This is a genomic window from Sphingobium sp. LF-16 (assembly GCF_003711185.1).
Lineage (GTDB): Bacteria > Pseudomonadota > Alphaproteobacteria > Sphingomonadales > Sphingomonadaceae > Sphingobium > Sphingobium yanoikuyae_A.
This window is the reverse complement of the sequence record NZ_CP029335.1, coordinates 1149482-1166006: the sequence shown is the minus strand read 5'-3', so window position 1 is coordinate 1166006 and position 16525 is coordinate 1149482. Positions and strand designations below refer to the sequence as shown.

The following is a 16525-nucleotide window of genomic DNA, read 5'->3' as shown; positions in this document are numbered from 1 at the left end:
CCCCATGTCCAATCCGTCCACGCCGTTGCTCGACACCGTCAAGATCCCCGCCGACCTGCGCAAGCTGCAGCCCGACCAGCTCCGCCAGCTGGCCGATGAACTGCGCGCCGAAACCATCGCCGCCGTCGGCGTGACCGGCGGCCATCTCGGGTCGGGCCTGGGTGTCGTGGAACTGACCACCGCCATCCATTATGTGTTCGACACGCCCAACGACAAGCTGGTCTGGGACGTGGGCCATCAATGCTATCCGCACAAGATATTGACCGGCCGGCGCGACCGCATCCGCACCCTGCGCCAGGGCGGCGGCCTCAGCGGTTTCACCAAGCGCGCCGAATCCGAATATGACCCGTTCGGCGCGGCGCACAGCTCGACCTCGATCAGCGCGGCGCTCGGCTTTGCCGTCGCCAACAAGATGCAGGACAAGCCGGGCAAGGGCATCGCCGTGATCGGCGACGGCGCCATGTCGGCCGGCATGGCCTATGAGGCGATGAACAATGCACGCGAGGCGGGCAACCGTCTGGTCGTCATCCTCAACGACAATGACATGTCGATCGCGCCCCCGGTCGGTGGCCTGTCCGCCTATCTCGCCCGGCTGGTGTCGAGCCGCGAGTTTCTGGGCCTGCGCGACATGGCCAAGAAGCTGGCGCGCAAGCTGCCCCGCCCGCTGCACAAGGCGGCCAAGAAGACCGACGAGTTTGCCCGCGGCATGGCGACCGGCGGCACTCTGTTCGAGGAACTGGGCTTCTATTATGTCGGCCCGATCGACGGCCATAATCTCGAACATCTGATCCCGGTGCTGGAGAATGTCCGCGATGCGGCCGAAGGACCGTGCCTGATCCATGTCGTGACCCAGAAGGGCAAGGGCTATGGCCCGGCCGAAGCGGCCGCCGACAAATATCATGGCGTGCAGAAATTCGACGTCATCACCGGCACCCAGGCCAAGGCCCCTCCGGGTCCGCCCAGCTACACCAATGTCTTCGCCCAGGCGCTGATCGCCGAAGCGCAGCGCGACCCGCGCGTCTGCGCGATCACCGCCGCCATGCCGTCGGGCACAGGGCTCGACAAGTTCGAGTTGGCCTTCCCTGACCGGACCTTCGACGTCGGCATCGCCGAACAGCATGCCGTGACCTTCGCGGCGGGCCTCGCGGCGCAAGGGATGCGGCCCTTCTGCGCCATCTATTCGACCTTCCTGCAGCGCGCCTATGACCAGGTGGTGCATGATGTCGCCATCCAGAACCTGCCCGTGCGCTTCGCCATCGACCGCGCCGGTCTGGTCGGCGCCGACGGCTCCACCCATGCCGGCAGCTTCGACGTCACCTATCTCGCCAGCCTGCCGAATTTCGTCGTGATGGCCGCGGCCGACGAGGCGGAACTGACGCACATGGTCCATACCTGCGCCGTGCATGACAGCGGGCCGATCGCGGTGCGCTATCCGCGCGGCAACGGCACCGGCGTCGCCATGCCGGAGGTCCCCGAAGCGCTGGAGATCGGCAAGGGCCGCGTCGTGCGCGAAGGGCGCCAGGTCGCGATCCTGTCGCTCGGCACCCGGCTGGAAGAAGCGATGAAGGCCGCCGACACGCTGGAGGCCAAGGGCCTGTCGGCCTCGGTCGTCGACCTGCGCTTCGCCAAGCCGCTGGACGAGGCGCTGATCCGCCGGATGCTGACCACCCATGAGGTGGCGGTGACGATCGAGGAAGGATCGATCGGCGGTCTGGGCGCCCATGTCCTCACGCTGGCGAGCGACCTTGGCCTAACCGACAATGGCCTCAAGATCCGCACCATGCGCCTGCCCGACATCTTCCAGGATCAGGACAAGCCCGAACAGCAATATGCCGATGCGCGGCTGGATGCCGATGCGATCGTCGACACGGTGCTGACGGCGCTGCGCCACAACAGCGCCGGCGTGGAGGAAGCACGGGCCTGAAGGTCCGCGCTGGACCTCCTCACCCAACTGCCCTAGCCTGCCTTCCGCTGGACCATGTCCGGGAGAAGGCGGTTGGGCAGAGCATTGCCGGGTCGACATCATCGCTGGCTGCTGCTCCTGCCGCTGCTCGCTGCCTGTTCGGAGAAACAGGTGGTAGAACCGCCGCCGCGCGCCAATGATCCCGTGCCGGCAACCAGCGCATCTTCCATCATCAGCGTTCCGGTGGAAATCGACCGCGCCCTGATTGCCCAGGCGATCGAACGCGCCATGCCGCGACAGCTGTGGCGCATCGACCGGCCAGGCACGCGCTGCGTCCAGCCCAAGCGGGTCAAATTGTTCGGCAAGCAGATCAAGGTGACGCCGCCGATCGACTGCCACATCATCGGTGAAGTCACGCGCGGACCGATCCGCCTGCGCGGCAATGGCCGCGACCTGATCGCTGACATCCCGATCCATGCGCAGGTCAGCGCGCGCGACGTTGCCGGATTGCTGAAGGGCGAGACGGCCACCGGCGACGCCATGGCCCATGCCCGGATTCAGCTCGGCATCGATGACCAGTGGCGCCCTCACGGCACGCTGAAGCTCAGCTATGACTGGACCCAGACGCCCGGCATCGATTTCCTCGGCCAGCGCATCACCTTCGCCGACAAGGTGGATCGCAAGATCGCGCCCGTTGTCCGCGACCTCGAACGGCAATTGCCGCGCGAACTGGCCAAGGTCGACCTGCGCAGCAAGATCGAGCGGCTGTGGCGCGCGGCCTTCACCAGCCTTTCGCTCAACGACCATGATCCGCCGGTATGGATGCGCATCACCCCCGCAACGCTTCCTGTTCGACGGTTATGGCAACAGCGGCGCCCAACTGCGCTTCCGGCTGGGGATAGAGGCGCTGACCGAAACCGTGGTCGGTGACCGACCGGTCGATCCGCAGCCGACCGGACTGCCACCGCCCGCGCGTGCGCCGATCAATGACGCGCTGCATTTCTTCCTGCCGGTGCGGGCCGATTATGCGCAGCTGGAGCCGGTGATCCTGCGCGCCCTGCACAAGCGCGCCGTGCGCCCGTTCGACCTGCCCAAGCTGGGCCCCATCATCGCCCGGTTCGACAAGCTGACCGCCTATGGCACGACGGGCAACCGCATTGCGGTGGGCGTCACGCTCGCGGCGCGTCCGGCAAGCGGCAAGGTAGGAGACACCCATGGCACCGTCTGGCTGACCGCCCGCCCCGTCAACCAGCCCAATTCTGCGCTGGTCCATTTCGAGGATCTGCAGGTGACCGGCACCAGCGACGGCATTGGCGGCGACATCCTGATCGCGCTGGCCGGCAGCCCGGCCTTTTCCAGCGTCATCGCTGGCGCGCTCAGCCAGAATTTCACCCATGATCTGGAGGAGTTGAAGGGCAAGATCCGGCGCGCCATCGGCGACCGCAAAACCCCGCATTTCCGCATCCGCACCAATTTGGACAGCACGGAAATCGGCCAGATAAGCGCCCATGGCCAGGGCCTGTATCTGCCGGTGCGGGCGACCGGACGAGCCTCGATCCGCTACGCCGGCGGGCCACTATAGAGCAACCATATAGTTGCATATTCCTGGCATGAGGCGCATATAGGCAATCAAGAGGTTGCCTATCATGACCGACAGCATCATCAAGACGATCGACATCGCCGCGCCGGTAGAGCGGGTATGGGACGCCCTGACCGACCATGCGCAATTCGGCACCTGGTTCCAGGTCGCGCTCGACCAGCCCTTTGCCATCGGCCAGCCCTCGACCGGGCATATGACCTATCCGGGCTATGAGGCATATCGCTGGGAAGCGCGGGTCGTGGCGATCGAGCCGATGACCCGTTTTGCCTATGAATGGCCTGCGACCGGCGGCGACAAGGCGCTGATGGAGAGCGGCGTGCCGGTGCCCGAATGGACGCTGGTGGAATTCGTGCTGGAGCCGATCGACGGCGGCACGCGCCTGACCGTGACAGAAAGCGGGTTTGATGCGGTGCCCGAACCGCGCCGGACCAATGTCATGCGCGACAATGACGGCGGCTGGGCGGAACAGGTGAAGAATATCCGCGACCATGTCACCGGCTGAGATTTTCGCGGCACTGGGTGATCCCACGCGCCTCAGCCTCATCGCGCGGCTGGGCGACGGCAATGGCCGGTCGATCGTGCAACTGGGCGAAGGCCTGCCGATCAGCCGTCAGGCGGTGGCCAAGCATCTGGATGTACTGCACGGCGCCGGGCTGGTGCGCAGGCGCAAGCAAGGGCGGGAAGTGCATTTCGCGCTACGCCGGGAGGCGGTTGCGGCGGCGCAGGACTGGCTCGGCCGGGTCGGCGCGCAATGGGATGGCACGCTCGCCCGGCTCAAGGCCCTCGTGGAAGGGGACGATCAGACGCCCCCCTCCCCCTAGATTATTGCTGCGGCGGGGTCGTCTGCGTGCCGGTGGCGGCGCGGGCGTCCTGGCCGTCGCCTTCCGGCGCAGCGATGATGTCGCGGGTGGTCGCGCCCTTGTCGACCACTTCGGTGCCCGGATCACCCGCCTGCGAGCGGATACCGGCAGCGGCGGTGCCACGGCCGGCCGAGTTCAGCGCCGCGCTTTCCGATGCGCTGCGCGGGGCCGGACCGCCGAACAGCGCTTCCTGTGCGGCGCGGCTCGAATCGACCGTGGCAGCAGCCGGGGTGCCCGGCGCGGGCGGGACCAGCGCGAAATCAGGCGGCACGACCAGCGGCGCCTGGCGCGTCACAGCGAACTCGTCGGGACGGCCACGATTGAGCAGGCCGTTACCACCGCCGCCGCACGCCGACAGGGTTGCAACAAGGCCGGCGGCGAGGATCAGTTTACGCATTACTTCAGGGTCTCCGTCTTTGCGCCCTTCTCGCGCAGCAGCAGCGCCCGCGCAAGCAGGATCAGCACGCCGAACGTGATGGCCGCGTCGGCCAGGTTGAAAATCAGGAAGGGCCGCCATTCGCCGAAATGCAGGTCGGCATAGTCGACGACATAGCCCAGCCGCATCCGGTCGACGATATTGCCGATCGCGCCGCCCAGCACCAGGCCGAGCGCCGCGACGTCAGACCGCGCCTTTTCGCGCCACATCCACACACCCACGAAGCCGGCGATCAACATGGTCATGCCGACCAGCATCCAGCGCATCGTGTCGTTGTCGGCATGGAAGAAACCCATCGAGACGCCGCGATTTTCCAGCCAGCGCAGGCGGAAGAAGGGCAATATCTCGATCCCCGCATCCGCCCGGCTCTGCAGCGCGAGCGGATAGGTGACGGTATATTTGACCAGTTGGTCGAGCGCGAGGGTGACGATCGCGACCGTCAGCCCCAGCGGGCGGTGATTGATGGCACTCATGCCTTCAATACCTCGTCACAGCGGTTGCACAGCGTGCCGTCTTCCTCGACCTCGGGCAGCAGGCGCCAGCAGCGGCCGCACTTGTGCCACTCGCTGGGCTTGACGATGATGCCGTCGCCCACGCCCATCTCGATCCGGGCGACGATGGCGATTTCGGCGAAGTTCACACCGTCGCTGGGCAGCAATTCGCCCATGGTGACGTCGGCCTCCAGGCTGGAGCGGATCACCTTTTCGCGGCGGAAGGGTTCGATCGCCTCGTTGACCTGCTCGCGCTGGTCGCGCAGTTCCGCCCATTTGTCGTTCAGATGGCTGTCGATCCAGCGATGGTCGACCTCCGGCCATTCCAGGAAATGGACGCTATCCTCGTCACTTGGGAAGCGGCTCTGCCACACTTCCTCAGCGGTGAAGGGGATGATCGGCGCGACATAGCGGACCAGCGCGTGGAACAGCGTATCGAGCAAGGTGCGATAGGCGCGACGCTTGGGGTCCGACTTCGCATCGCAATAGAGGCAGTCCTTCCGGATGTCGAAGAAGAAGGCCGACAGGTCGCTGTTCGCGAAGTCGAAGATCGCGCGGGTGTAGCGGCTGAATTCCAGCCAGTTCTCGCTCTTCGCCGCCTTGTCGACCACCGCGCGCAGTTCCGCGTCGAGCTGGGCCAGACGGTGGAGCATATAGCGCTCCAGCTCCGGCATCTCGGCATAGGACACCGCCTCGCTCTCATCATAGTCGGACAGGGCGCCGAGCATGTAGCGGAAGGTGTTGCGCAGCTTGCGATAGGCATCGGACGAACCGGCCAGCACTTCCTTGCCGATGCGGACGTCATCGAAATAGTCGGTGCTGGCGACCCAGACGCGCAGGATATCGGCACCGCTTTCGGCCATGATCTTGAGCGGATCGACGACATTGCCAAGGCTCTTGGACATCTTCTTGCCCGAACCGTCGAGCGCGAAGCCATGGGTCAGCACCGCCTTGTAGGGGGCCTGGCCACGGGTGCCGCAGCTTTCCAGCAGCGAGGACTGGAACCAGCCGCGATGCTGGTCCGACCCTTCAATATAGAGGTCGGCGCGGGTGCCCTCGCCATAGCGGCCCTCGACCACGAAGCTGTGGGTCGAGCCGCTGTCGAACCAGACGTCGAGAATGTCGTTCACGACCTCATAGTCATTGAGGTCATAATCGGGGCCGAGCAGCGCCTGATGATCGGCGCCGAACCAGGCATCCGCACCGGCACCCTTGAACGCTTCGATGATGCGGGCATTGACTGCCGGATCAACAAGATAGTCGCCAGTCTTGCGATGGACATAGAGCGCGATCGGCACGCCCCAGGCGCGCTGGCGGCTGATCACCCAGTCGGGGCGGCCTTCCACCATCGAACGGATGCGGTTGGTCGAACGCTCGGGCACCCAGCGCGTATGCTCGATCGCATCGAGCGCGATCTCGCGCAGGGTCGGGCCGTTGCCGGTGACGATCGGGGTCGGCATCACGCCGCCATCGACATCGGCAATCCCGCCTTCCTGTGGCTTGTCCATCGGGATGAACCATTGCGGGGTGCAGCGGAAGATGATCTTCGCCTTGGAGCGCCAGCTATGCGGATAGCTGTGCTTGAAATCGTCCGATGCGGCGAGCAGCGCGCCCGCTTCGCGCAGGTCGGTACAGATCGGGCCATCCTTGCCGACGAATTTGGGGTTGATGACCGACCCCTGCCCGCCCAGCCACAGCCAGTCGGCGCGATATTTGCCGTCGCCCTCGACCGCGAAGACGGGGTTCAGGCCGTTCGCCTTGCAGAGCGCAAAGTCATCCTCGCCATGGTCGGGCGCCATATGGACAAGGCCGGTGCCCGCGTCGGTCGTGACGAAATCGCCCGCTAGCAACGGACGCGGCTTGGCGAAGAAGCCGCCCAGCGCGTGCATCGGGTGACGCGCGACGGCGCCGGCGAGTTGCGAACCCTTGATCGTACCTTGGACATGAAACGTACGATCGAACCGCTCTTCAAAGGCAGCGATCAGAGGAGTGGCGATCAAATAGAAACCGCGCTCCTTAATGATCGGCATCGGTTCTCCGGGGCGGAGAACTGCTGCTTCACCTTCAAAGAGTTTGCCGATCGAGTACTCAATCTCCGGCCCATAGGCCAAAGCCTGGTTGACCGGGATCGTCCAGGGCGTCGTCGTCCAGATCACCGCATGGGCGCCGACCAGTTCGGGCGCATTCGGCGCTTCCATGATCTCGAACGCCACGTCGATCTGGGTCGAGGTGATGTCCTCATATTCCACTTCCGCCTCGGCCAGCGCGGTCTTTTCGACCGGGGACCACATGACGGGCTTGGCGCCGCGATAGAGCTGACCGCTTTCCGCGAACTTCAGCAGTTCGCCGACGATCGTCGCCTCGGCATCAAACTTCATGGTCAGATAGGGATCGGCCCAGTCGCCCATCACGCCCAGGCGCTTGAACTGCTCCTTCTGCACGTCCACCCACTTGTCGGCATAGGCGCGGCACTGGGCGCGGAACTCGGACGCGGGCACCTCGTCCTTGTTCAGCTTCTTCTTGCGATATTCCTCCTCGATCTTCCATTCGATCGGAAGGCCGTGGCAGTCCCAGCCGGGCACATAAGGTGCATCCTTGCCGAGCAGCGACTGGCTGCGGACGATGATGTCCTTCAAGACCTTGTTCATCGCATGGCCCATATGGATGTCGCCATTGGCGTAGGGCGGGCCATCATGCAGGATGAAGCGTTCGCGGCCGGCGCGCTTCTCGCGCAGCTTGCCGTAAAGGTCCATCGCCGCCCAGCGCGCGGCAATCGCCGGTTCCTTCTGCGCGAGGCCGGCCTTCATCGGAAAGTCGGTGACGGGAAGGAAGACGGTGCTTTTATAATCGGGCTGGTCGGTCATCGAATGTCCGTGCAAGTTTATGAATCCGTTCGCCCTGAGCGAAGTCGAAGGGCCGGCCCGAGGGAAGCGAGGGCTCTAACCGGGCCTCGGCTCCGCTCGGCCGCGTGTCTCGACTTCGCTCGACACGAACGGGAAAAGTGGAAGCGTCGCCCTACGCGAGGTAAGGCGTTCCCGCAAGGATTTGCCGTGCGTCGTCGCAGTCGCGTGCGATCTGCGCGATCAGCGGGTCGAGGCCGTCATATTTCGCCTCCGGCCGGAGATAGTGGATCAACTGCACCTCGATGCTCTGGTCATAGAGGCTTTCGGCGAAATCGAAGAAATGCGGCTCCAGCAGCAGCTTGGGCGGATCGAAGGTCGGGCGGATGCCCAGATTGGCGGCGCCGTCCAGCACCCGGCCATCGGCCAGCCGCCCGCGCACGGCATAAATGCCGAAGGCCGGGCGCAGATAGGGGCCAAGGTCGATATTGGCGGTCGGGAAGCCGATGGTGCGGCCCAGCTTGTCGCCATGCTGGACCAAGCCCTGGATCGTGAAGGGACGCGTCAGCAGGCGGGTGGCAGTGGCGCAATCGCCCGCCTGCAATGCGGCACGGATGCGGCTGGAGCTGATAACCCCTTCCGCGTCCATGACCGGCGCGACCGCCTCGGCCGACAGGCCCAGTTCGCCGAAGCTGGCGACGGTGCCGCTGCGCCCCTTGCCGAAGGTGAAATCCTCGCCCGTGACCACAGCGGCGACGCCCAGTTGCTCCATCAGCAAACGGACATAGCCGGCCGGGTCGAGCGCGGCGAGTTCACGGGTGAAGTCGAACACCAGCATCGCGTCGGCCCCGGCGGCGGCGAACAGCGCCTGGCGCTGGTCCAGCGTGGTCAGGCGAAAGGGCGGCGTATCGGGCTGGAACAGGCGCATCGGATGCGGATCGAAGGTGGCGACGATCGCCGGCCGCCCCTCCGCCCGCGCACGCGCGATCGCGCGGCCGACCACCGCCTGATGGCCGGCATGAAAGCCGTCGAAATTGCCAAGCGCCATGACACCGCCGCGCAGATGCGCAGGGATCGGGGCATTGCTGGTAAGCCGCTCCATGGCCGGGGCTATAGGGTGACGCACAGGGCGTGGCAATTGGCGATCACCACCTCCCGTTCGGGCTGAGCGAAGTCGAAGCCTTGCACTGAGCGGAGCGAAGTGCACCTCAACGCCAAACTTAACTGGAGGGGGGCGTCTCGCTGCGCTCGACGGGCCCCTTCGACTTCGCTCAGGGCGAACGGAAGGAAAGTTTATGGCTTCCGCCCGAACGTCACAAAGCTGTAGGCCGGCCGCCCGTCCAGCGCGGGATGATCCGCACGCGCCGTCTCGCGCCAGCCCGCCGGATCGGGATAGGCGATATGGGTGTCGCCTTCGGCGTCGACATGCACCTCGGTCAGTTCGATCCGGTCGGCCCGGTCGAGGAACAGGCGATAGATTTCCGCGCCGCCGATCACCATCAGCACCGGCGCGTCGGCCAGCGCGATCGCCGCGTCGACATCATGGGCGACCTCCGCCCCCTCGCCCGTCCAGTCCCGGTCGCGGGTCAGCACTATATGGCGACGGCCGGGCAGCAGGCCGGGCAGGCTGTCGAATGTCTTGCGCCCCATCAGCATCGGATGGCCGGCGGTCAGCGCCTTGAAATGCCTGAGGTCGGCCGGCAGCCGCCAGGGCAGATCGCCATCCCGGCCGATCACGCCATTGTCGGCGCGGGCCAGGATCAGGACGATGTCGGGCTGCTCGCTCATGATCGCGCTTCCTCCGCCAAAAAATTTCGTCATTCCCGCGCAGGCGGGAATCCATCACCGAACCAAGCCAATAGGGCGAACGCGCGAGATGGATCCCCGCCTTCGCGGGGATGACGACGTGAATAGATTAAAGCGACAACCGCGTCACATGCCCCATCTTGCGGCCCGGACGCGCCTCATGCTTGCCATAGAGGTGAAGGTGATTTTCCGGGTCGGACAGGATCGCCAGCCATTCCGCCGCATCGTCGCCGATCAGGTTACGCATCTCGACCTGCCGGGCGGCCAGGCCCGTATCGCCAAGCGGCAGGCCGCAGATCGCACGAACATGGTTCTCGAACTGGCTGGTGAGCGCGCCTTCCGTCGTCCAGTGGCCGCTATTATGGACGCGCGGCGCCATTTCGTTGAACACCGGGCCGTCGGCGCTGGCAAAGAATTCCAGCGTCAGCACGCCGACATAGTCGAGCGCATCGGCGACCTGCTTGGCCAGCGCGCGGGCGGCGGGCAACTGCCCCTCGATCAGCGAGCCGGCCGGCACGGTCGAAGTGGCGAGGATGCCGTCGACATGGACGTTGGCGGCCGAATCCCAGAAGCACACCGCGCCATCGGCGCCGCGCACCAGGATCACCGAATATTCCTGATCGAAGGTGACGAAGCCTTCAAGGATCGCGGGCTGGCGGCCGATCGCATTCCAGGCGCCGACCGCGTCGCCCGGCTCGTTGATCCGGGCCTGGCCCTTGCCGTCATAGCCCATGCGGTTCGTCTTGAGGATCGCGCGGCTGCCGATCGTTTCGATCGCGGTTTCCAGATCGTCCAGGCTGTCGACCGGCGCGAACGGCGCGGTCAGGCCGCCCAGATCGGCGACGAAACGCTTTTCGGCCAGACGATCCTGCGCGACGCGCAGCGCACCGGCGCCGGGACGGACCAGCCCATGGCTCGCCAGCACCTCAACCGCCGACGGATCGATATTCTCGAACTCATAGGTGACGACGTCCACGCCCTCGGCAAAGGCGGCGAGCGCGGCGGCATCCTCATAGGCGCCCTGGGTCCAGCTCGGCGAGACATCGGCGGCGGGGCCGCTTTCCTCTGGCGCGTAGATATGGGTGCGATAGCCAAGCTGGGCCGCGGCCATGGCGATCATCCGGCCAAGCTGGCCGCCGCCAAGGATGCCGATGGTGGCGCCGGGGGCAATGGTCGTCATGATCGGGATCAGTCCTCGACGGTTTCGGCGACGGCGTCGGTCTGGCGCGCGCGCCAGGCGTCCAGCCGCTGCGCCAGCGCATCGTCATGCGTCGCCAGGATCGACGCGGCGAGCAGGCCCGCATTGATCGCGCCGGGCTTGCCGATGGCCAGCGTGCCGACCGGGATGCCGCCGGGCATCTGGACGATGGAGAGCAGCGAATCCATGCCCTTCAATGCCTTGGACTCCACCGGCACGCCCAGCACCGGCAGGCGGGTCATCGATGCGGCCATGCCGGGCAGATGGGCGGCCCCGCCGGCACCGGCGATGATGACCTTGAGGCCGCGGCCGGCGGCACTGGTGGCATAATCATAGAGGCGCTGCGGGGTGCGATGGGCGGACACGACCTTGCACTCATGGGCGACGCCCAGCGCTTCCAGCGTCTCGGCGGCATGACGCATCGTCTCCCAGTCGGAGCGCGAGCCCATGATGATGCCGACTTCCACTGCCCCGCTCATAATTTGCTTCCCCTGATGGGGCGGCCCGCCGGCCTGCCCGGAAAGCAAAGCCCCTTAGCGGCCGGGCCGCCAAGGGGCAATGCTATTCCTCCCCTTCAGGGGAGGTCGCAGGCCAAAGGCCTGACGGAGGGGCAGGTGCCGCCTGACACAGGGGAAGAAGAGAAGCGCAAGAGGGCGCGTGCCCCTCCACCACGCCGCTTCGCGCCCCCCCCCCCGTGCCGGGGAGGATCAGCGTTCCGACAGATAATAGCGATCGGTCGCGGTCAGATCGTCGGCCAGTTCATAGACGATCGGCTGGCCGGTCGGGATTTCCAGCTCGGTGATCTCGTCATCGGGGATGTTCGACAGATGCTTGACCAGCGCGCGCAGCGAATTGCCATGGGCGGAGATCAGCACGCGCTTGCCGGCGCGCAGTTCCGGCGCAATGCGGCCTTCCCAATAGGGCAGCACGCGGGCGATCGTGTCCTTCAGGCTCTCGGTCGACGGGATGGCGATGCCGTCATAGCGGCGGTCCTTCGACAGGTCGAACTCGCTGCCCGCTTCCAGCACCGGCGGCGGAATGTCGAAGCTGCGGCGCCAGATCTTGACCTGATCGTCGCCATGCTTGGCCGCGGTCTCGGCCTTGTTGAGGCCGGTGAGGCCGCCATAATGGCGCTCGTTGAGGCGCCAGTCCTTCTCGACCGGCAGCCACAGCCGGGTCATTTCCTCCAGCGCCAGGTTCAGCGTCTTGATCGCGCGAGTCTGGAGCGAGGTGAAGCACTGGTCGAAATCCAGCCCCTTTTCCTTCATCAGCCGGCCGGCGGCGCGCGCCTCTTCCGCGCCCTTTTCCGTCACGTCGACATCCCACCAGCCGGTGAAGCGGTTTTCCAGGTTCCAGGTCGACTGACCATGGCGGATGAGGACGAGCGTGGGCATCGGGCGTGTCTCCTGCACGATAGGGGCGAAAGATGCGCCTGCCATAGCGGGCAAAATTATGCGCGCAAGCTTGTCGCGGGTCAGGACAAGCCCACATTGCAGTCAAACCGGCGATGCGATAGCTCGGGACGACCAACGGAAAAGGAACGGCGATTTGGCATTTGTGAAGGGCGCGTGGCGCATCCTGGTCGCGATCAAGGACGGACTGGTGCTCCTGTTCCTCCTGCTCTTCTTCGGGCTGCTCTATGCCGCCCTGTCCTTCTCGCCCAAGCCGGCCAAGCCGATCGGCAGCGGCGCGCTGTTGCTGGACCTGGACGGCAGCATCGTCGAACAACCGGCCGAGGTCAGCGCCACCGCCATCCTGTCGGGCTCGGGCGACCAGGCGAAGGAATATCGCCTGTCCGACATATTGACCGCGCTCGACGCCGCCCGCACCGACGACAAGGTGAAGGCGGTCGTGCTCGACCTCGACGATTTCACCGGCGGCGGTCAGGTCGCCATCGCCCGCGTCGGCAAGGCGCTGGACGCGGTGCGCGCCGCCAAGAAGCCGGTCTTCGCCTTTGCCACCCTCTATAGCGACGACAGTTACCAGCTCGCGGCCCATGCCAGCGAAGCCTGGGTCGACCCGATGGGCGGCGTCGCCATCGCCGGACGCGGCGGCTCCGGCCTCTATTATAAGGGGCTGATCGACAAGCTGGGCGTCAACACCCATGTCTATCGCGTCGGCACCTACAAGAGCTTCGTCGAACCCTATATCCGCGCCGACCAGTCGCCCGCGGCCAAGCAGGCCAATCAGGAACTGGCTGGCGCGCTGTGGCAGAACTGGCAGGATGACGTGACCAAGGCGCGCCCGAAGGCCAAGGTCGCGGCCTACGCCGCCGATCCCGCCACCGCCGCCAGCGCTGCCGGCGGCGACATGGCCAAGGCTGCGCTGGCCGCCGGGCTGGTCGACCAGCTGGGCGATCAGGAAGCCTTTGAAGAGCGCGTGGCCAAGGTTGCGGGCGATCCATCCGACAAGGACGAGACCGATTATGCCGCGATCGACTATGCCGCCTATGTGAAGGCCAGGAAGCCCGCCAATGACGGGCAGATCGGCGTGCTGACCGTGGCCGGCGACATTGTCGATGGCGAGGCCGGCCCCGGCACCGCGGCGGGCGACACGATTTCCGACCTGCTGCTCAAGGCACTGGACGAGAAGGACTTGAAGGCCCTGGTCGTGCGCGTCGATTCGCCGGGCGGATCGGTGCAGGCGTCGGAGAAGATCCGCCGTGCCATCATGGAGGCCAAGTCCGGCGGCCTGCCGATCGTCGTGTCGATGGGCAATGTCGCGGCAAGCGGCGGCTATTGGGTCTCGACCCCGGCCGACATCGTCTTTGCCGAACCCGATACCGTCACCGGATCGATCGGCGTGTTCGGCATCATTCCGAGCTTCGAGGGCACGCTGGCCAAGATGGGCATCACCACCGACGGCGTGCGCACCACGCCTTTGTCGGGCCAGCCCGACATCGCCGGCGGCACCACGCCGCAATTCGACCAGATCATGCAGATGGGGGTCGAGGATATCTATCGCCGGTTCGTCGGCCTGGTCGCACAGGCGCGGCACAAGACGCCGGCGCAGATCGACACCATCGCCCAGGGCCGCGTCTGGGACGGCGGCACCGCCCGCCAGATCGGCCTCATTGACCGGTTCGGCGACCTCAATGACGCGATCGCCGAAGCCGCGCGCCGCGCCAAGATCGATCCGGCCAAGGCCAAGCCCTACTGGATCGAGAAGCAGCCGGACAAGTTCGCCGAGTTCATCCAGTCGATCGCCGACCGCGAGAAGGACGATGCCGGCGCCCCGCGCGACCTGATCGGTCGCGAAGCGAAGCTGCAGCAGCGTTGGGCGCTGCAGGCCGTCGCCGATGTGCGCCGGCTGGTGAGCGGCGCGGGCGTGCGCGCCGACTGCCTGGAATGCCGCGGCTATGGCGCGCCCAGGCCTGCAAGCCAGGCGGATGCGCGCGGATGGCTGGCGTTGCTGGGATCAGCCTGGCACTGACGCCAGGCCGTCACTTCCGCCCGAACAATTTCTCGATATCGCCATGGCCGAGCTTCACCCAGGTGGGCCGGCCATGATTGCATTGGCCAGATCGCGGGGTCACCTCCATTTCGCGCAGCAGGGCGTTCATTTCCGCGACGCTCAGGATACGACCGGCGCGGACCGAGCCGTGGCAGGCCATGGTCGCCGCGACCAGATCGAGCCGTTCCTTGAGCGACAAGGCGCTGTCATAGGCGGCAAGATCATCGGCAAGGTCGGAGACCAGCCCCTGCACATCGCCCTGCCCCAGCATCGCCGGAGTGGCGCGCACCAGCATGGCGGAGGGGCCGAAGCGCTCCAGTTCCAGGCCGAATTCCTTGAGTTCGGCGACCCGCGCCTCCAGCCGGTCGCAGGCCGGCTCGTCCAGTTCGACCACCTCGGGCAGCAGCAGTGCCTGGGACGCGACGCCCTGCCCCTCCATCGCCCGGCGCATCCGTTCCAGCGTCAGCCGCTCATGCGCGGCATGCTGATCGACGATGACCAACCCATCCTCGGCCTCGGCGACGATATAGGTGCGGGCTACCTGGCCGCGCGCCACGCCCAGCGGGAAGCTGTGCCCTTCGGGTGCGGGCGCGGCGGCGGGCTCCGCGCGCGCCTGGGGCGGCGGGGTCAGGAAATTCGGCCGTCGATCCCCTACCCCCTGATAGCTGGCGGGCGAGGATGGCGCGAACTGGCTGTAGCTGGGCGGCGCATAGGGCGTGGCCGCCGCCTCGAAGATCGGCATGGCACCGATCGGCGTGGGCGACAGCGGTTCGGGCCGCCAGGCGTTGAGCGCGGCGGGATCGTCATGCTGCACGGCGCGAAAGCCCTCGGCATCAAGCGCGCGGCGCAGGCCTGAGACGATCATGCCGCGAATCAGCGCCGGGTCGCGGAAACGCACCTCGGTCTTGGCGGGGTGGACATTGACGTCCACCTCCAGCGGCGGGACGTCGAGGAACAGGGCGACCACCGGATGGCGATCGCGCGCCAGCATGTCGGCATAGGCGCCGCGCAGCGCGCCGATCAGCAGCCGATCACGGACCGGGCGGCCATTGACGAACAGATATTGATGATCGCCAACGCCCCGATTGTAGGTCGGCAGCGAGGCGACGCCGGAAAGTTGCACCCCGTCCCGCTCCAGGCTGACGATCACATGATTGTCGGCCAGCTGCCGGTCGGTGAGCGCGGCGACCCGCTCCTCGCGCGCCTCGCCCGCCTGCACGCCCAGCACGCGGCGGCCGTCATGCTCGACCGAGAAGGCGACCGACGGATGCGCCATGGCGAGGCGGCGCATGACGTCGAGGCAGGCGGCATATTCCGACTTGGCCGAGCGCAGGAATTTGCGCCGCGCGGGCACCCTGGCGAAGAGCTGGTCGACGGTAACGCGGGTGCCGGGTGGCAGTGCGGCCGGCCCTTCGGCCACCAGCACGCCATTGTCGACGGTGCGGTTCCAGCCATCGGCACCGCGCGGCCGGCTGTCGATCGACAGGCGCGCGACCGACGCGATCGAGGGCAGCGCCTCGCCCCGGAAACCGAGCGTCGCGACATTCTCGATCGCGTCGTCGGGCATCTTGGATGTGGCATGGCGCTCCAGCGCCAGGGCCATGTCCTGCGAATCCATGCCGCAGCCGTCATCGCTGACCTCGATCCGGTCGAGCCCGCCGCTCGACAGGCGCACGGCGATGCGCGTCGCGCCGGCATCCAGCGCGTTTTCGACGATTTCCTTGAGCGCGCTGGCGGGTCTTTCGACCACTTCGCCTGCGGCAATGCGATTGACCAGATGTTCGGGCAGACGGCGTATTGACATTGATTAGTGACTAGCCCAAGCGAGCGCTTTCCGCGAGCCGCGACCCCAAAAATATTCCAGCATAGATTTGGGCGGGACGGAGCGCGGACACGAACACTGCCGTCCCGGCGCAACCGGGCGAAACAGGATGAAGC

General features: G+C 66.4%; 15 protein-coding genes. 6 read left to right on the top strand and 9 right to left on the bottom strand.

Going from position 1 to position 16525, the window contains the following annotated elements; genetic code table 11:
- The first annotated feature begins 4 nt into the window (after positions 1–4).
- The 5 genes from dxs (at position 5) to DIZ22_RS05575 (ending at position 4324) form a co-directional block, all read left to right on the top strand.
- A complete protein-coding gene (dxs, locus tag DIZ22_RS05590; RefSeq protein ID WP_048936584.1) occupies positions 5–1924 on the top strand; it encodes a 1-deoxy-D-xylulose-5-phosphate synthase in 1920 nt (639 codons plus the stop codon).
- Between the two features lie 150 nt (positions 1925–2074).
- Entirely contained in the window at positions 2075–2833 is a 759-nt protein-coding gene (locus DIZ22_RS22190; protein ID WP_240626813.1) for a DUF4403 family protein, read from the top strand.
- The gene (locus DIZ22_RS22185) at positions 2823–3485 is read left to right on the top strand and encodes a DUF4403 family protein (RefSeq protein WP_346427725.1); all 663 of its coding nucleotides are present in this window, start codon (positions 2823–2825) and stop codon (positions 3483–3485) included. The genes DIZ22_RS22190 and DIZ22_RS22185 overlap by 11 nt, the downstream gene beginning before the upstream one ends.
- 64 nt (positions 3486–3549) lie before the next feature.
- Positions 3550–4005 carry an SRPBCC family protein gene (locus tag DIZ22_RS05580; protein WP_048936586.1) on the top strand — a complete coding sequence of 152 codons (456 nt, stop codon included), beginning with the start codon at positions 3550–3552 and terminating at the stop codon, positions 4003–4005.
- A complete protein-coding gene (locus DIZ22_RS05575) occupies positions 3992–4324 on the top strand; it encodes a metalloregulator ArsR/SmtB family transcription factor (protein WP_048936587.1) in 333 nt (110 codons plus the stop codon). Before DIZ22_RS05580 ends, DIZ22_RS05575 begins: the two co-directional genes overlap by 14 nt.
- A 1-nt stretch (position 4325) precedes the next feature.
- Here the strand turns inward: DIZ22_RS05575 and DIZ22_RS05570 are convergent, their stop codons facing one another.
- The 8 genes from DIZ22_RS05570 to gpmA all read right to left on the bottom strand — a co-directional run bounded on the left by DIZ22_RS05570 (position 4326) and on the right by gpmA (position 12528).
- Entirely contained in the window at positions 4326–4760 is a 435-nt protein-coding gene (locus DIZ22_RS05570; RefSeq protein ID WP_004212371.1) for a DUF3035 domain-containing protein, read from the bottom strand.
- Positions 4760–5272 carry a signal peptidase II gene (gene lspA, locus DIZ22_RS05565; protein ID WP_004212370.1) on the bottom strand — a complete coding sequence of 171 codons (513 nt, stop codon included), beginning with the start codon at positions 5270–5272 and terminating at the stop codon, positions 4760–4762. Before lspA ends, DIZ22_RS05570 begins: the two co-directional genes overlap by 1 nt.
- Positions 5269–8154: an isoleucine--tRNA ligase gene (gene ileS, locus DIZ22_RS05560; RefSeq protein WP_048936588.1), complete on the bottom strand. Its 2886-nt coding sequence runs from the start codon at positions 8152–8154 to the stop codon at positions 5269–5271. The genes lspA and ileS overlap by 4 nt, the downstream gene beginning before the upstream one ends.
- A 151-nt stretch (positions 8155–8305) precedes the next feature.
- Positions 8306–9232, bottom strand: coding sequence for a bifunctional riboflavin kinase/FAD synthetase (locus DIZ22_RS05555; protein WP_048936589.1), 927 nt, complete (start codon positions 9230–9232; stop codon positions 8306–8308).
- A gap of 191 nt (positions 9233–9423) precedes the next feature.
- Positions 9424–9918, bottom strand: a complete 495-nt coding sequence (locus tag DIZ22_RS05550; RefSeq protein WP_048936686.1) for a dihydrofolate reductase — start codon at positions 9916–9918, stop codon at positions 9424–9426.
- A gap of 127 nt (positions 9919–10045) precedes the next feature.
- On the bottom strand, positions 10046–11116 hold the full coding sequence (locus DIZ22_RS05545) for a 5-(carboxyamino)imidazole ribonucleotide synthase (RefSeq protein WP_048936590.1): 1071 nt from the start codon (positions 11114–11116) through the stop codon (positions 10046–10048).
- Between the two features lie 8 nt (positions 11117–11124).
- Positions 11125–11613: a 5-(carboxyamino)imidazole ribonucleotide mutase gene (purE, locus tag DIZ22_RS05540; RefSeq protein WP_010339039.1), complete on the bottom strand. Its 489-nt coding sequence runs from the start codon at positions 11611–11613 to the stop codon at positions 11125–11127.
- A gap of 228 nt (positions 11614–11841) precedes the next feature.
- Positions 11842–12528, bottom strand: a complete 687-nt coding sequence (gpmA, locus tag DIZ22_RS05535; RefSeq protein ID WP_004212364.1) for a 2,3-diphosphoglycerate-dependent phosphoglycerate mutase — start codon at positions 12526–12528, stop codon at positions 11842–11844.
- Between the two features lie 154 nt (positions 12529–12682).
- Between gpmA and sppA the strand changes: the two genes are divergently transcribed.
- A complete protein-coding gene (sppA, locus tag DIZ22_RS05530; protein WP_122928025.1) occupies positions 12683–14566 on the top strand; it encodes a signal peptide peptidase SppA in 1884 nt (627 codons plus the stop codon).
- Between the two features lie 10 nt (positions 14567–14576).
- On the opposite strand, the gene mutL is transcribed toward sppA, so the two are convergent.
- Positions 14577–16391, bottom strand: coding sequence for a DNA mismatch repair endonuclease MutL (gene mutL, locus DIZ22_RS05525; RefSeq protein WP_122928024.1), 1815 nt, complete (start codon positions 16389–16391; stop codon positions 14577–14579).
- Positions 16392–16525 lie beyond the last annotated feature (134 nt).

What these genes read in the sequence shown, in the direction of transcription:
- DIZ22_RS05550 (WP_048936686.1), bottom strand. Translation starts at nt 9,918, where the DNA reads ATGAGCGAGCAGCCCGACATCGTCCTGATCCTGGCCCGCGCCGACAAT.
- dxs (WP_048936584.1), top strand. Translation starts at nt 5, where the DNA reads ATGTCCAATCCGTCCACGCCGTTGCTCGACACCGTCAAGATCCCCGCC.
- mutL (WP_122928024.1), bottom strand. Translation starts at nt 16,391, where the DNA reads ATGTCAATACGCCGTCTGCCCGAACATCTGGTCAATCGCATTGCCGCA.
- lspA (WP_004212370.1), bottom strand. Translation starts at nt 5,272, where the DNA reads ATGAGTGCCATCAATCACCGCCCGCTGGGGCTGACGGTCGCGATCGTC.
- DIZ22_RS05545 (WP_048936590.1), bottom strand. Translation starts at nt 11,116, where the DNA reads ATGACGACCATTGCCCCCGGCGCCACCATCGGCATCCTTGGCGGCGGC.
- purE (WP_010339039.1), bottom strand. Translation starts at nt 11,613, where the DNA reads ATGAGCGGGGCAGTGGAAGTCGGCATCATCATGGGCTCGCGCTCCGAC.
- DIZ22_RS05575 (WP_048936587.1), top strand. Translation starts at nt 3,992, where the DNA reads ATGTCACCGGCTGAGATTTTCGCGGCACTGGGTGATCCCACGCGCCTC.
- ileS (WP_048936588.1), bottom strand. Translation starts at nt 8,154, where the DNA reads ATGACCGACCAGCCCGATTATAAAAGCACCGTCTTCCTTCCCGTCACC.
- DIZ22_RS05570 (WP_004212371.1), bottom strand. Translation starts at nt 4,760, where the DNA reads ATGCGTAAACTGATCCTCGCCGCCGGCCTTGTTGCAACCCTGTCGGCG.
- DIZ22_RS05580 (WP_048936586.1), top strand. Translation starts at nt 3,550, where the DNA reads ATGACCGACAGCATCATCAAGACGATCGACATCGCCGCGCCGGTAGAG.
- DIZ22_RS05555 (WP_048936589.1), bottom strand. Translation starts at nt 9,232, where the DNA reads ATGGAGCGGCTTACCAGCAATGCCCCGATCCCTGCGCATCTGCGCGGC.
- gpmA (WP_004212364.1), bottom strand. Translation starts at nt 12,528, where the DNA reads ATGCCCACGCTCGTCCTCATCCGCCATGGTCAGTCGACCTGGAACCTG.